Annotated in this window: 12 protein-coding genes; 8 read left to right on the top strand and 4 right to left on the bottom strand. The window is 65.2% G+C overall.

Annotated features, from left to right (window positions below; all coding sequences use genetic code 11):
• Positions 1-23: 23 nt before the first annotated feature.
• The 3 genes from OS914_RS06480 to OS914_RS06470 all read left to right on the top strand — a co-directional run bounded on the left by OS914_RS06480 (position 24) and on the right by OS914_RS06470 (position 2,298).
• Positions 24-467 (top strand): MarR family winged helix-turn-helix transcriptional regulator, encoded by a 444-nt coding sequence (locus OS914_RS06480; protein WP_267545231.1) that lies wholly within the window; start codon positions 24-26, stop codon positions 465-467.
• 141 nt (positions 468-608) lie between these two features.
• Positions 609-1,802 carry an MFS transporter gene (locus OS914_RS06475; protein ID WP_267545277.1) on the top strand — a complete coding sequence of 398 codons (1,194 nt, stop codon included), beginning with the start codon at positions 609-611 and terminating at the stop codon, positions 1,800-1,802.
• A gap of 79 nt (positions 1,803-1,881) precedes the next feature.
• Positions 1,882-2,298: a thioredoxin family protein gene (locus OS914_RS06470; RefSeq protein ID WP_267545230.1), complete on the top strand. Its 417-nt coding sequence runs from the start codon at positions 1,882-1,884 to the stop codon at positions 2,296-2,298.
• A gap of 154 nt (positions 2,299-2,452) precedes the next feature.
• Here OS914_RS06470 and OS914_RS06465 read toward each other — a convergent pair whose 3' ends face one another.
• From OS914_RS06465 to OS914_RS06455, 3 genes are all read right to left on the bottom strand, one after another.
• Positions 2,453-2,731, bottom strand: coding sequence for a putative quinol monooxygenase (locus OS914_RS06465; protein WP_267545229.1), 279 nt, complete (start codon positions 2,729-2,731; stop codon positions 2,453-2,455).
• A 126-nt stretch (positions 2,732-2,857) separates the two neighbouring features.
• Positions 2,858-3,832, bottom strand: a complete 975-nt coding sequence (locus OS914_RS06460) for a DNA-3-methyladenine glycosylase family protein (protein WP_267545228.1) — start codon at positions 3,830-3,832, stop codon at positions 2,858-2,860.
• A gap of 110 nt (positions 3,833-3,942) precedes the next feature.
• Entirely contained in the window at positions 3,943-4,857 is a 915-nt protein-coding gene (locus OS914_RS06455; protein ID WP_267545227.1) for a LysR substrate-binding domain-containing protein, read from the bottom strand.
• A gap of 238 nt (positions 4,858-5,095) precedes the next feature.
• On the opposite strand from OS914_RS06455, the gene OS914_RS06450 reads away from it, so the two are divergent.
• The 4 genes from OS914_RS06450 (at position 5,096) to OS914_RS06435 (ending at position 12,318) form a co-directional block, all read left to right on the top strand.
• Positions 5,096-8,581, top strand: coding sequence for a bifunctional proline dehydrogenase/L-glutamate gamma-semialdehyde dehydrogenase (locus OS914_RS06450; RefSeq protein ID WP_267545276.1), 3,486 nt, complete (start codon positions 5,096-5,098; stop codon positions 8,579-8,581).
• A gap of 162 nt (positions 8,582-8,743) precedes the next feature.
• Entirely contained in the window at positions 8,744-10,129 is a 1,386-nt protein-coding gene (locus OS914_RS06445; RefSeq protein ID WP_267545226.1) for a cystathionine beta-synthase, read from the top strand.
• A gap of 14 nt (positions 10,130-10,143) precedes the next feature.
• Positions 10,144-11,304, top strand: a complete 1,161-nt coding sequence (locus OS914_RS06440; protein ID WP_267545225.1) for a cystathionine gamma-synthase — start codon at positions 10,144-10,146, stop codon at positions 11,302-11,304.
• A 321-nt stretch (positions 11,305-11,625) separates the two neighbouring features.
• The gene (locus OS914_RS06435; protein ID WP_267545223.1) at positions 11,626-12,318 is read left to right on the top strand and encodes a transglycosylase family protein; all 693 of its coding nucleotides are present in this window, start codon (positions 11,626-11,628) and stop codon (positions 12,316-12,318) included.
• Between the two features lie 107 nt (positions 12,319-12,425).
• Here OS914_RS06435 and OS914_RS06430 read toward each other — a convergent pair whose 3' ends face one another.
• Positions 12,426-13,637, bottom strand: coding sequence for an amidohydrolase (locus tag OS914_RS06430; protein ID WP_267545222.1), 1,212 nt, complete (start codon positions 13,635-13,637; stop codon positions 12,426-12,428).
• 123 nt (positions 13,638-13,760) lie between these two features.
• Between OS914_RS06430 and OS914_RS06425 the strand changes: the two genes are divergently transcribed.
• Entirely contained in the window at positions 13,761-14,531 is a 771-nt protein-coding gene (locus tag OS914_RS06425) for an SDR family oxidoreductase (protein WP_267545221.1), read from the top strand.
• Positions 14,532-14,549: the final 18 nt, after the last annotated feature.

The following is a 14,549-nucleotide window of genomic DNA, read 5'->3' as shown; positions in this document are numbered from 1 at the left end:
CCTAACTATTAGGCTACCTAACTATGAGTGAAGAAGTCTTATATGAGCTGGCGGGCCGCTACCGGGAGAGTCTGCGTCGGGCCGTGTACCTGATGAGGTCCTTGGATGTCGATGACGATTTGAGTACCGGTCAGGTCAGCACCTTGAACATCGTGGCGGAAGGGCCGGTCCGCGTGAGCGAGATTGCGCGGAAGGCCGGCGTCCGGGTTCCCAGCGCGACGGAGCAGATCATCCGGCTGGAGAACGCAGGCCTGGTGCAACGCACCCAGGATGCGAAAGACGCCCGCGCCGTGCTGGTCAGCCTGACGGCCAAGGGCGGTGCCGCGCTGACCTCGGCCAATCATGCCCGAAACATCATGCTCGGTGACGGTTTGGCCCAGCTGACGCAGCCCGAGCGGGACGCTATCGCCGGCGCGATCGGGGCGATGAACAAGCTCAACAGGGCACTGACCGGCTCAACCCCGTGAACCCCGGAAACCCTGATTCCCGCAGAACTATCCCAGCATCAGTCAGCACAGCAAGCAAGAGGAGGAACCGTGGCAGCCACAAGGGCAGCTAATACGGCAGAAACAACCAGAGCGGTCTCAGCAGCGGGCGAGGTTGCAGAAATCGAAGAAACATTTCGGGCGGAAAGAACGTCCATGCTCAAACAGCCCAAGGCCGTGTGGGCCGTGGCCATCGCTTCCGTATTCGCTTTCATGGGCATCGGACTGGTGGACCCGATCCTGCCGGCGATTGCGGAAAACCTGCAGGCCACACCCAGCCAGGTGTCCTTGCTCTTCACCAGCTACTTCCTCGTCACCGCAGTCGCGATGCTGATCACCGGATTCGTATCCTCCAGGATCGGCGGAAAGAAAACGCTGTTGATCGGGCTGGGCGTCATCGTGGTTTTTGCCACCCTGTCCGGGACTGCCGGAAATGTTTCCACGCTGGTCGGATTTCGGGCCGGCTGGGGCCTGGGTAACGCGCTCTTCGTTGCCACGGCGCTTGCCGTCATGGTCGGCGTGGCCAGCGGCGGCAGCGCCACCGCGATCATTCTTTATGAAGCAGCCCTTGGTCTGGGCCTTTCGCTCGGCCCGCTGGTAGGCGCACTGCTGGGCGGCTGGCAATGGCGTGCCCCCTTCTTCGGGACCGCCACACTTATGGCGGTGGCTTTCATTGCGCTGCTCATTTTGCTGCCAAAGACACCTACTCTGGCCAATCGCACACGGCTCCGGGACCCGCTGCTCGCACTTGCCCACCCAGGGCTGCGGACCACCGCGGGCAGCGCGCTCTTCTACAACTACGGCTTCTTCACCATCCTGGCGTTCACGCCCTTTATTCTGCACATGAACGCCTATGGAATCGGTGCCGTCTTCTTCGGCTGGGGAGTAGCAGTTGCCGTGTTCTCCGTTTTTGTAGCACCCGTGCTGCAGCGCCACTTTGGCCCGGTGAAAACCCTGCTCGGTTCCCTGGGCGCCTTGGTGCTGGTGCTGGTGGGTATGGGCCTGGCTGCAGGACATTCCATCCCGACCATCGTGGTGCTGGTGATCATCGGCGGCGCCCTCCTGGGCATCAATAACACGCTCTTCACGGAACTCGCCATGGAGGTCTCGGACTCACCGCGGCCCGTGGCCAGCGCCGGCTACAACTTTGTCCGCTGGCTCGGCGGGTCAATCGCACCGTTCGCCGCTGCCAAACTGGCCGAGCACTTTGGTGCGCCGGTAACGTTCTATACCGCCGCCGTCGCCCTGCTGATTGGCATGCTGATCATAGCGACCGGGCGTAAGTACCTCGCGGCGCATGCCCCGCATGGTGTGTAAGGAATGTTTCCGCTCACGCGGTCAGCGAAATCGGCTGCTGTCACTGGTGCCGGCGGATGGCCTGTCGTAGCGTTAAGGCATGGCTACAGTCGATATCACCACAGATTCATTCGGAACCACCATCGAGGGCAACGACATTGTCCTCGTCGATTTCTGGGCATCCTGGTGCCAGCCGTGCCTGCGTTTCGCGCCGACTTATGACGCCGCGTCCCAGCAGCATGACGACGTCGTCTTCGGCAAGGTGGACACCGAAGCCGAGCAGCAGCTGGCCGCGGAGGCAAACATCACGTCGATCCCGACCCTGATGGCCTTCCGTGAAAAGGTGCTCGTTTTCTCACAGCCCGGCGCACTCAACGGCCCGCAGCTCGCCGAGGTCATTACCGCGGTCAAGGCGCTGGATATGAAGGAAGTCCACGAGCACGTGGCACGGCAGCAGGCCCAGGCGCCGGCTCCCTCGGCGGACGGGGATGCCCCAGCGACCGGCGAGATTATCTAGCCGACGGGAAATATTCGGCCAGCAGGGCTTGTCCCGCCAGCAGGGGAGTATCCCGCCAGAAGGGCGTGTCCCGCCAGCAGGGGAGTATCCGGCCAGCAGGGCTTGTCCCGCCAGAGGGGCGTATCCCGCCAGAAGTGCAGTGAGGCCGGCGGGATTAGCCCCGGTCTAGTTTTACCGGCTCGGCGAGCAGGGCACTGAGCGACTCATTAAGATCCTGTACTGCGGTGCCCTTGCTGTGCCGATCCAATTCCTCCGCACCGGCCCATCGCTCCGTCAGGACGATGCGTTCCTCGCTGTCCTCGGTGATTTCATAGCGCAGGCAGCCGGGCTCCGCGACAACCTGCTCGATGGCGATTTCCAACGCGAGTTTCACGCGGAAGTATTCGCCGGGGTTGGGGATGAACGTAGCGGTCAGATCGATGGTTTCAGTCATGGAACCAGCCTAACCGCAGGTTGCCGGCGGCGGTTCGCCGGTCATCTGGACGGATGCCGTGGAAATTTCCACGGCACCGGTCCATTTCCACGGCGTGCCGGCAGCAACGGCGAATAGCGGGTGGAGTCAGTGCCAGCGATGGTCCTGGATCGTCATCCGGGGGCCAAATGCGGGTTTGCGGAATCCGCTCAGGCCCAGCATCCGCACCACGCGCTGGCGGTGGCCGCGCCAAGGCTCCAGCAGCGCGCACATACCCGCGTCATCCACGGGGCGTCCGGTGAGGGCGCGGCCGACGAACGCCGCAAGATGGTAATCACCGACCGAAATGGCATCCGCGTCGCCGTGGGTTCGCTGGGTCACCTCCGCAGCCGTCCATATTCCGATGCCAGGGATGGACTGCAGTTTCGCCGCAGCCTCCTGCGCCGGCACCGCGGCCAGGCGCTCCAACGCCGAGGCGACCTTGGTCAGGCGCATGACCGTCGCCGAACGCTGCGGGCCCACTCCGGCCTGGTGCCATTCCCAGGGCGGAATCCGCGCCCACTGTTCCGGGCTGGGTGCGATCATCAACCCGGCGGGAACGGGACCCCCTGCGGCCGCCCCCGGGGCCGCCGAGCCGAATTTGTGCACCAGGAACCGGAAGCTGTGCCGTGCCTCCTTCATCGTTACCTTCTGCTCTAATACCGCCGGGATGATGGCGTCCACCATCCGACCGGTGGCCGGCAATCGCAAGGCTAGGTTCCGCCGTCGTGCTTGAGTCACTAAACGCGGCAGCGTGGCATGGAAGTCCGGGTGGTCGAAGCCTGACCAATCATCGTTACCGCCCAGCAGAGCCGGCGCGCCGGCAAGAGCCGCGGACGCTCCCGGGCCCCAGGCCGTCGCTGTCACGGTGTGCGGTCCGGCGCCATGGGAGCGGACGGTCAGCCGAAGAGTAGCGGCGCCCGCGTCGGTGGCCAGACCCAGCCACGCCTGGTTGCCGGCGAGCATAATGGTCCGATCCGAACTGCCGCGGGGCAGCGTACCCAGGGTCTGCTGCAGGTCCAGCGGCCCAGATGGTTCCCACTCAAACTCCAGGACGCTGGTCTCGGTTGTGCCGGCTGTCATCCATCCATGGTCCCATGAACGCCGGAGCGGGCTGCATCCTGGTTCCGCCGTCTCGCCGGCTGGCTGGTGGTGCCCGCGCTTCGGCAGCCGCGCTTATGCAGCCGCGGAAATTAGGGAGCGCCGCCCTGCCGGATCGCCTCAGCGGCACGCTTGAGGACTTCGCGGCAGGCCAGAATGGCGGGGCGGCGCCGGCTGGCCTGGCGTGCGGAGGTGAATACGGTGCGGCGGGGGAGATCGGGAAGATCGAGCAGCCGGACCGTGGTGGGGCGTCCGGTCCAGACAAGGTCAGGCATCAGGGCGACGGCGTTACCCGACTCGATCAGTCGGATCTGGGCCTGCAGGTCAGCGGTTTCATACCGGACATCTGGTTCGAAGCCCGCCTGTCGGCAGGCCTGCTCGGCCCAGTGCCGGGAAGCGGCTCCGTGCGGCTCCATCACCCACGGCAGGGCGGCGGTATCGGCCAGGGAAGCGACGACGTGGCCGCCCCAGCCGTCGAGGGGCGTCGCGAGGCGGATGGCGTCGCTGGTCAAGGTGACGCGGTCGAGCTCCGGGTAGCGGGGTGCGGCATGCCCCGGATACTGCTCGGCAATGACCAGGTCAAAGTCCCGGGCCCAGGTTTCATAGAGGGCCGTCTCGGGTTCCTTCTGCGTCATTTCCAGCCGGACATCGGGATATTCATTGCGCATGATGGTCAGGGCGTCGGGCATTAGTGCCAGGGCGGCGGACTGGAAGACGGCGAGGCGGACGGTGCCCGTGACAGTGGTCAGCGAAGCGGCAAGATCGGCCTCGGCACGTTCCAACGTTTCGAGCAGCTCCGCGGTGTGATCGATGAGGATCTGCGCCTGCGGTGTGAGCTGCACCCGGCGACCGGATTTGCGCAGCAGCACAACGCCGGCTTCCTTCTCCAGCAAGGCGAGCTGTTGCGAGACCGACGACGGACTGAAGTTTAGTGCTTGAGCAACGCCAGCGAGGGTTCCCCTGATCTTCAGCTCCCGCAAAAGACGCAGTCGTCGTACGTCCAGCATGACCGTCCCCCTGTCTTGGAAGCGAGCCACCCGGCGGCGGCGAACCATCGTCAATACTCATCGGCAATAATGATGATTATTGATCGGAAAAGATCGCTTTTTCTTATCTGATTCTAGTCACATACTGAGAGGAACAGCGCCGCACGACCCGTCAGAAGGAATCGATTCCAGCATGCCGAAATCAATCCAGGAAAACAGCTCCAGCCCCGAAGCGCCAGCTTCAGCCGAGGAGGCAGCAATGCCTGCCGGAAACGCCGCGGGTTCTTCCGCCGGTGTCTCGGTGTCCAACCCGCAGGAACTGGCGGAGGAGACCATCGCCGTCGTGCGTCGGTGGCTGACCGAGGCAGCCAAGGTGCCGGTGGATGTCTCCGCCAGCCGGCTGGCCGGCGTGCTGAAGGACCCGAATGGGCTGGACTTCACGGTGGGTTTTGTTGACGGCGTGATCCGGCCGGAGGACCTCGCCGTGGCCGGGCGCAATTTGGCCACGCTGGCGCCGAAGGTGCCCGCGTTCCTGCCGTGGTACATGCGCGGCGCGGTCCGTCTGGGCGGAGTGATGGCCCCGGTGCTGCCGCAGGTGGTGATTCCGGTTGCCCGCCGCGTGCTGCGCGAGATGGTCGGTCACCTGATTGTGGATGCCACCGACGCCAAGCTGGGCCCCGCCATCGCGGGGATCCGCCGGGACGGCGTGGACCTGAACATTAACCTGCTCGGCGAAGCCGTGCTGGGCGAGCACGAGGCGCAGCGCCGGCTGGAGGGCACATTGAAGCTGCTGTCCCGGCCGGACGTGGACTACGTCTCGATCAAGGAATCCTCCACCGTCGCCCCGCATTCCCTGTGGGCCTTTGACCAGGCGGTGGAGCACGTGGTGGACAAGCTGACCCCGTTGTACCGGCTGGCGGCGTCCTTCCCGAAACCCAAGTTCATCAATTTGGACATGGAAGAATACAAGGACCTGAGCCTGACGATCGCGGTCTTTACCCGGATCCTGGACAGGCCGGAATTCCAGAACCTGGAGGCCGGGATTGTGCTTCAGGCCTACCTGCCCGACGCCCTCGCCGCCATGATGCAGCTTCAGGAGTGGGCCACCGCGCGCCGGGCACGCGGCGGCGCTCCGATCAAAGTGCGCGTGGTAAAGGGCGCGAACCTGCCGATGGAGCAGGTGGAGGCGTCCATCCATGACTGGCCGCTGGCAACCTGGGGGAGCAAACAGGATTCGGACACCAATTACAAGCGCGTCATCAATTATGCGCTGACGGCCGAGCATATTGACGCGGTCCGGATCGGCGTGGCGGGCCACAACCTCTTTGATGTCGCCTTCGCCTGGCTGCTGGCACAGCAGCGCGGGGTAACGGCGGGCATTGAGTTTGAGATGCTTCTGGGTATGGCCACGGGCCAAGCCGAGGTGGTGCGCAAGGACGTGGGAAGGCTGCTGCTGTACACGCCGGTGGTCCACCCGGCGGAGTTCGACGTCGCCATCGCCTATCTGATCCGCCGCCTCGAGGAGGGCGCCAGCCAGGACAACTTCATGTCCGCTGTCTTCGAGCTCACCGAGAACGAGGCCCTCTTCGAACGCGAGAAGCAGCGATTCCTGGCCTCTCTGGCCAACCTGGATGACACCGTTCCCGGGCCTAACCGCACCCAGGACCGCAGCCGGAAAGCGGCCGCGGCACCGTCGGAGGGTTTCGAAAACACCGCTGACACGGATCCGGCTCTGCCGGCAAACCGGACATGGGGCCGGGCCATCCTGGACCGCGTTCCTTCCTCCACATTGGGGAACGCAGCGGTGCAGGCCGCGATGATCACCGACGAGCCGGCGCTGAATGCTGTGCTCAACACCGCCGCGGAGCACGGCAAGGCCTGGGGGGCGCTCAGCGGCGCCGAGCGTGCTGCCATTCTGCACCGCGCCGGAGATGCGCTGGAAGCCCGCCGCGCGGACCTGATCGAAGTGATGGCCGCTGAAACCGGCAAGACCATTGACCAGGGTGATCCCGAGGTCAGCGAGGCTATTGACTTTGCCCATTTCTACGCGGAGCGAGCCAAGGACCTGGACGCGGTCGACGGTGCCACCTTCGTTCCGGCCCGTGTCACCGTGGTGACGCCGCCGTGGAATTTTCCGGTGGCCATTCCGGCGGGCTCGACACTGGCAGCGCTCGCCGCGGGCTCCGCCGTCGTTATCAAGCCGGCAACTCAGGCCCGCCGTTCCGGTGCCGCCATGGTGGAGGCACTCTGGGAAGCCGGCGTGCCCCGCGAGGTGCTGGCACTGGTCCAGCTAGGCGAGCGCGAGTTGGGGCAGCAACTGGTGGCGCATCCCAGCGTGGACCGGGTAATCCTGACCGGTGGCTATGAAACCGCTGAACTATTCCGCAGCTTCCGCACCGACCTGCCGCTGCTGGCCGAGACCTCCGGAAAAAACGCCATCATTATTACGCCGAGCGCCGATCTGGACCTCGCGGCCAAGGATGTTGTCTCCTCCGCCTTCGGACACGCCGGGCAGAAATGCTCCGCCGCCTCGCTGGTGATTCTGGTGGGCAGTGTTGCCACCTCCAAGCGCTTCCATCATCAGTTGGTGGATGCTGTGCGTTCGCTGAAAGTGGGCTTCCCGTCGGACGCAACCGTGCAGATGGGGCCGATTATTGAACCGGCCAAGGGCAAGCTGCTCAACGCCCTCACCACGCTGGGCGAGGGGGAAAGCTGGGCCGTCAAGCCGGAGAAGCTCGATGCCGACGGCCGGCTGTGGTCCCCGGGCGTGCGCTCCGGGGTGCGTCGCGGTTCGTACTTCCATCTCACGGAATTCTTCGGGCCGGTGCTGGGCGTGATGACCGCAGCAACTCTTGAAGAGGCGATCGCAATGACGAACCAGATCGAGTACGGACTCACCTCCGGGCTGCATTCGCTGGACTCCGCGGAGATCGGCACCTGGCTGGAGACCATCGAGGGCGGAAACCTGTACGTAAACCGCTCAATCACCGGCGCGATTGTCCGCCGCCAGCCGTTCGGCGGCTGGAAGAAATCCGCCGTCGGCGCAGGCGGCAAGGCCGGCGGCCCTAACTACCTGATGGGGCTGGGCAGCTGGGTTCCGGCCGAACCGGCTCCCACGACGGGCACCGGCGGTACTCCCGGCGGCAAACTCCCGGACGTGGCAGCCGCGCTGCTCGGCGCAGTACGAAGCGGCTCGAAAACCTCTGTGTCGGACGCGGAGAGCGAAGCGCTGGCAGCGGCGCTGCACAGCGATGCCGCGGCCTGGGCCCAGGAATTCGGCACCAGCAAGGACGTTTCGGGCCTCATCGCGGAGCGAAATATCTTCCGCTACCGCCCGGTTCCCGTCACCGTCCGGCTCAGTGCGGGCGAGCCGCTGGTATCCCTGCTCCGGGTGCTGTCCGCGGGCCTGCTGGCCGGATCGGCGCTGACCGTTTCCTCCGCCGTCGTACTCCCCTCTGCCGTCGCCGCCGTCCTGGCGGAGCACGGCGTCCGCGTGCGGGTGGAGGACGACGACGGCTGGCTGGCAACCGCGGCACGGCTCGGTGCCGGGCGCATCCGGCTCATCGGCGGGGACGCCGTAGCCCTGGCCGGTGCCCTCGGCGGGCGGCCGGATGTGGCGGTGTATCACAGCCCGGTGACTCCGGCCGGGCGGATCGAGCTGCTGCCGTTCCTGCGCGAACAGGCCATCAGCATCACCGCCCACCGCTTTGGTACGCCGAACCACCTCTCGGACGCGCTGATCTAGCCGTTTCCGGGACGGGACCGTGATAGCTGCCCACGTTGTGGAAATTCGCGCCGATTTTTGCGCCGTGACCTCCGGCCGCCGGAGCGTCGTTCCGGAACGTGGGCAGAGGCCATTGTGGCGCCGCGTTAGCCCTATGGTTGGCCAGCCCATAACCTAGGGAGTATGAAGTACGCCAATTCCGTCCTGGACCTGATCGGCAATACGCCGCTGGTCAAGCTGAACAAAGTTACTCAAGGCCTGGCCGCCACCGTCCTGGTGAAACTGGAGTATATGAACCCCGGCGGTTCCGCGAAGGACCGAATCGCGGTGAAGATGCTGGATGAAGCCGCCAAGGCGGGCCTGATTGCTCCCGGCGGCACGATCATCGAGCCGACCAGCGGCAATACGGGCGTGGCGATGGCGATGGTGGCGCAACAGCGAGGGTACGAATGCGTCTTTGTGGTCCCGGACAAGGTGGGCGAGGACAAACGCGCCGTGTTGGCCGCCTATGGCGCCGAGGTGGTGGTGACCCCGACTGCGGTGGCCGCAGACAGCCCTCAGTCCTACTACGGCGTGTCCGACCGCTTGGTGCGCGAGATTGCCGGGGCTTACAAGCCGGACCAGTTTTCCAACGCGAACGGCCCCTTGAGCCACTATGAGACGACCGGCCCGGAGATCTGGAAGGACACGGACGGGCGGGTGACGCACTTTGTGGCCGGCGTGGGCACGGGTGGCACCATCAGCGGGACCGGGCGTTATCTGCGCGAGGTCTCGGCGGACCGCGCAGCGGAGAACGGCGGCGAGGTACGGATCATCGGTGTCGATCCGGAAGGCTCCGTCTACTCCGGCGGCACGGGGCGGCCGTATCTGGTGGAAGGCGTCGGTGAGGACATCTGGCCGTCCTCCTACGATCCGGCTGTCCCGCACGAAATCATCGCCGTCTCCGATGCCGACAGCTTCGCGATGACGCGGCGGCTGGCCCGTGAGGAAGGTCTGCTGGTCGGCGGATCCAGCGGCATGGCGGTGGTGGCCGCGCTGAAGGCCGCCAAGGGGCTGGGAGCCGATGACGTCGTCGTCGTTCTGCTGCCGGACAGCGGCCGCGGCTACCTGGGCAAGATTTTCAATGACAAGTGGATGCAGTCCTACGGCTTCCTGAAGACCGACGACGAGCCGGCGATCGGCGATGTGCTGCGGTCCAAAAACGGGCAGCTGCCGGCGCTGGTGCACATCCATCCGAATGAGACCGTCCGCGATGTGATCTCCCTGATGAGCGAGTACGGCGTTTCGCAGATTCCGGTCCTGACGCAGGAACCGCCCGTGGTGATGGGAGAAGTGATCGGCGCCGTGGACGAGCGGACGCTGACCGGCAAATTGTTCCGCGGCGAGGCCAAGCTGACGGACAAGATCACCGAGCACATGCAGCCCGCGCTGCCGATCATCGGTTCGCTCGAACCGATCGCCGCTGCACGGCACAAGCTGCAGGACGTGGACGCGCTGATGGTGACGTTTGTGGGCGCCCCCGTGGGAGTGCTGACCCGGCACGATCTGCTGAACTATCTCAACGACTGAAGGCAAGGAATATTATGAGCCAGGGATTCAATACGCGCGCCGTCCATGCCGGACAGGAGCCTGACGCCACCACGGGTGCCGTTGTTGTGCCGCTTTATCAGACGTCAACATTCGCCCAGGACGGTATCGGGGTGCTGCGCAACGGGTACGAATACGGCCGCGGAACCAACCCGACGCGGGACTCGCTGCAGGCCCAGCTCGCCGCGTTGGAAGGGGCTGAGTATGCGTTCAGCTTCGCGTCGGGGCTGGCGGCCGAGGATGCGCTGATCCGTGCGGCGCTGGTGCCCGGGGATCATATTGTGCTGGGTAATGACGTGTACGGCGGCACCTACCGGCTGATCAACAAGGTGCTGTCGGGCTGGGGGATCAGCAACGCCGCGGTGGACATGGCGGATCACGATGTCGTCCGCGCCGCGCTAACCACCGGCAGCCGGCCGGGTGCGACCAAGATGATCTGGGTGGAGACACCGTCCAATCCGATGATGAAAATCACCGATATCGCCGCAATCGCGCGCATCGCGCGGGACGCCGGGGCTGTGCTCGTGGTGGATAATACGTTTGCCTCCCCGTACCTGCAGAACCCGCTCGCCTTGGGGGCCGACGTCGTCGTTCATTCCACCACCAAATACATCGGCGGGCATTCGGACGCGAGCGGCGGGGCGGTAGTGCTCAACGATGCGGCTCTTGCGGAGAAGATCGGTTTTGTGCAGTTCGCCGTGGGGGCTGTGTCCGCGCCGATGGAGGCCTGGCTGACCACGCGGGGGTTAAAGACGCTCGGGGTGCGGATGGACCGACACTGCGAGAATGCGCAACGCATCGCCGAGTGGCTCCTGACCCGGCCCGAGGTGGAGCGCGTGCTATACCCGGGGCTGCCGGACCATCCGGGACACGAGCTGGCTGCCCGGCAGATGCGCAAGTTCGGCGGGATGATTTCGGTGCAGTTTACCGGTGGTGAAGCTGCCGCCCGCACCGTGGCCGAAGCCACCGGGGTCTTCACGCTGGCCGAGTCGCTGGGCGGGATCGAGTCCCTGATGAACTATCCGTCCGAAATGACGCATGCCTCAGTGAAGGGGACCGAACTGGCCGTACCGGAGAACCTAATCCGGCTTTCCGTCGGCATCGAGGACATTGAGGATCTGCTCGCTGACCTGGCGCAGGCGCTGGATCGGATCTGACGGTTCACTGGGAACGCGCCGAACGTGCAGTGGAAGTCCTCGAGTACCTTACTGTACTGTTGCGGTACGTCACGGCAATATAACAATATGGTAATTTTTATATCGATTTGGCATCGACTCTAAAATGCTCTAGCGTGGGGGGAGCCCCCCGGGGCCGCGGCCGCCCAGCGCGCCGCTGAACTCAAACGCACGGGCCTGTCTACACCGAACGCCGTCACGACGGCAGGCACCGGAAATGTCCTCCACATCAGCAGGTTCGACGGCGACGCAGAGAAGTCCGGGGACGGGCGGAGCGCAGGTGGCCCTTCGGAGTAGTAAGCCATGAATAAAATGACGATCAGCCGCGGCCTTCGCCGGGGAATAGCAGTAGCCGCGATTGCCGGAGCAGGCTTGGCGGTCTCCGGAACAGCAGCAAATGCAGCACCGGTAAGCACCTGGGACGCACTGGCACAGTGCGAAAGCTCGGGCAACTGGAACACCAACACCGGCAACGGTTTCTCCGGCGGGCTGCAGTTCACCCCGAGCACCTGGGCCGCCTACGGCGGAACAGGGGCACCGCAAAATGCTTCCAAGGCCCAGCAGATTGCCGTGGCGGAGCGCGTCCAGGCAGGTCAGGGCTGGGGCGCATGGCCGGCATGCTCGGCTGGATTGGGATTGTCCGGCGGCGGTGGCGCAGCCCCCGCACCGGTCCAGGTTCAGGCCCAGGCAGTAGCTCCCATCGCGGCCCGGCCGGTAGCTCAGGCTCCGGTAGCTCCGGTGGCCCAGGCGCCGGTTCACCAGGCGCCGGTTTACCAGGCGCCGGTCGCCCAGGCCCCGGTTCAGGTTGCGCAGGCTCCGGTCCACGTTGCCCTGAGCGGGGAGACCTACACTGTTGTCTCCGGAGATACGCTTAGCACCATCGCGGAGAAGCTCGGCGTGGTTGGCGGTTGGGGTCCGTTGTACAGCGCCAACACCGGCACCATTATTCACCCCGACCTCATCATGACCGGTCAGGTTCTGCAGCTGCCTGCCTAACATTACAGAGTTGTAGGGAGCAAGGCCTGGCGAAACGAAAGCGCCCCGCCGGTCAGGCGGGGCGCTTTCGTTTTGCCAGGCTTTGCCCGGAACCGGAAGCACCCGCGCTAGCGGGGAGCCACAACCCCGACCTGGTTTTCGCCGTCGTACTCGTAGACCGGCTTCCCGCCGATCCACACCGCCAGTGCCCGCTGCATGACGTCCAGCGGATCGCCGCTCCACAGGACTAAGTCCGCATCCTTGCCGTGCGCCAGTGAACCGATCCGATCCGCCAGCCCCAAGACCTTGGCGGGGTTGATGGTAATGGCCCGCAGCGCCGTTTCGCGGTCCAGCCCCTCCTTGACTGCTAAGGTGCACTGATGGACCAGGAAGTTCACCGGCACCACCGGATGGTCCGTGATGATGGAAATTTCAACCCCCGCCGCCGCCACCTTCCCGGGATTCGCCAGCGAGCGCCCACGCAGTTCCACCTTGGACCTGGAGGTGAACAGCGGCCCGATCAAGACAGGAATGCCGCGTTCCGCCAGCACATCGGCCAGCACGTGCGCTTCCGTCCCGTGGTCCAGCACCAGCTCATAGCCGAATTCGTCCGCCAGCCGCAGCGCCGTGGCGATGTCATCGGCGCGGTGACAGTGCTGACGCCAGGGGATCTCCCGGCGCAGCACCATCGCCAGCGCTTCCATCCGGGGGTCGCGGGCGGCGGGATCCGCCTTTGCCATGTAGTTCTGCGCCTCGATGAAGGCCTTGCGGATTACCATGGCGGTACCCAGACGCGTGGAGGGGGTCTGTTTTTTATCGCCGTAGACCCGTTTAGGGTTCTCGCCGAGGGCGGATTTGAGGCCGCTGGGCGAACGGAGCACCATCTCCTCGATGTACCTGCCATGGGTGTGGAGCGCCACGGCTAGACCGCCGATCGGATTCCCGGAGCCGGGATTAACATTCACCGCGGTGATTCCGCCGGCTAGCGCGTCGTCAAAGCCGGGGTCAAAAGGATCCACCGCATCAATAGCGCGCACGGCCGCCATATTTGGATCGGTCATTTCGTTCACATCGCTGGTGGAATCGACCTCGCCTTCGGGATGCATTCCGAGATGGACGTGCGCATCGATGAAGCCGGGCAGCAGCCAGCCCCCTGCGGCATCGATAGTAGGGGCGCCGGCGGGAATTTTCACCTTCGGACCCAGCGCCGAAATTCTGCCGTCCGTGACCACCAAAGTCCCGTCAAACGGGTCGGCGTCGATCGGGACAACATGGGCGTTGGTGATAGCGAACGCTGATTGTGCGCGGACTCTGGTGCGGGAGGCGGAAGTGGTTTTCACGAATGGACCTTTCACCGGTCGTTGGAGGTTGGTTTCCAACCTACCCGGGGTCCGGCGTCGCCGGCCGATGCACGGCGGATGCATCTTAAAAGGGGGTGGTCCCCGGACCGCTCTGCTGGCTCGATGGCTGAGCACAGGATGCGGAAATCCGCTTTGATTACCGGCGTGGGACGCAGCGTTGGAATTGGTGCCGCGATTGCCCGGGCACTGGCCGGGGACGGCTGGCACCTGGTGCTGAACTACTGGCCGGAATATGACGCCCGGATGCCATGGGGTGTACAGCTGGAGGACGTCGGCAGGCTCGCCGCGGAGCTGGAGGCGGCCGGTGCCAAGGTCCTTTCCGTTCCCGCCGATCTGGCCGATCCCGGTGCAGTGAACGCGCTTATGGCGCGGATTGCAGCGGAGGCCGGCCCGCTGCAGGGTCTGCTGCTCTCGCACTGTGAGTCGGTGGATTCGTCCATCCTGGACACGTCGCTGGAGAGCTTTGACCGGCACTTTGCGGTCAACACCCGCGCGAGTTGGCAGCTGGTGGCCGCCTTTGCCCGGCAGATTCCGGACGACGGCGGCGCCATCGTTGCGCTGACCAGCGACCATACCGTGCACAATCTGCCCTACGGCGCCTCGAAGGGCGCGTTGGACAGGACTATCATTGCCGCCGCACGCGAGCTGGGTCCGCTGGGAATTAGCTCAAATGCGCTAAATTCCGGCCCGGTGGATACCGGATGGATGGACCCGGTCCTGCGCGCCGAGCTAGCCGCGGTGCAGCCCGCTGGCAGGCTCGGCACCCCGGCCGACGTTGCCGGGACCGCGGCGTTCCTGCTCTCTGCCGCCGGCCGCTGGGTGAGCGGGCAGCTGATAAAGGCCGACGGCGGCTTCTCCGCCCTCGCGCATTAGCCAGCAGGCCACGGTGCC

The sequence above is a fragment of the Arthrobacter endolithicus genome, from assembly GCF_026627425.1.
Taxonomy (GTDB): Bacteria; Actinomycetota; Actinomycetes; order Actinomycetales; family Micrococcaceae; genus Arthrobacter_M.
Note: the sequence above shows the minus strand (reverse complement) of the source record. Positions and strands in the feature narration are given on the sequence as shown.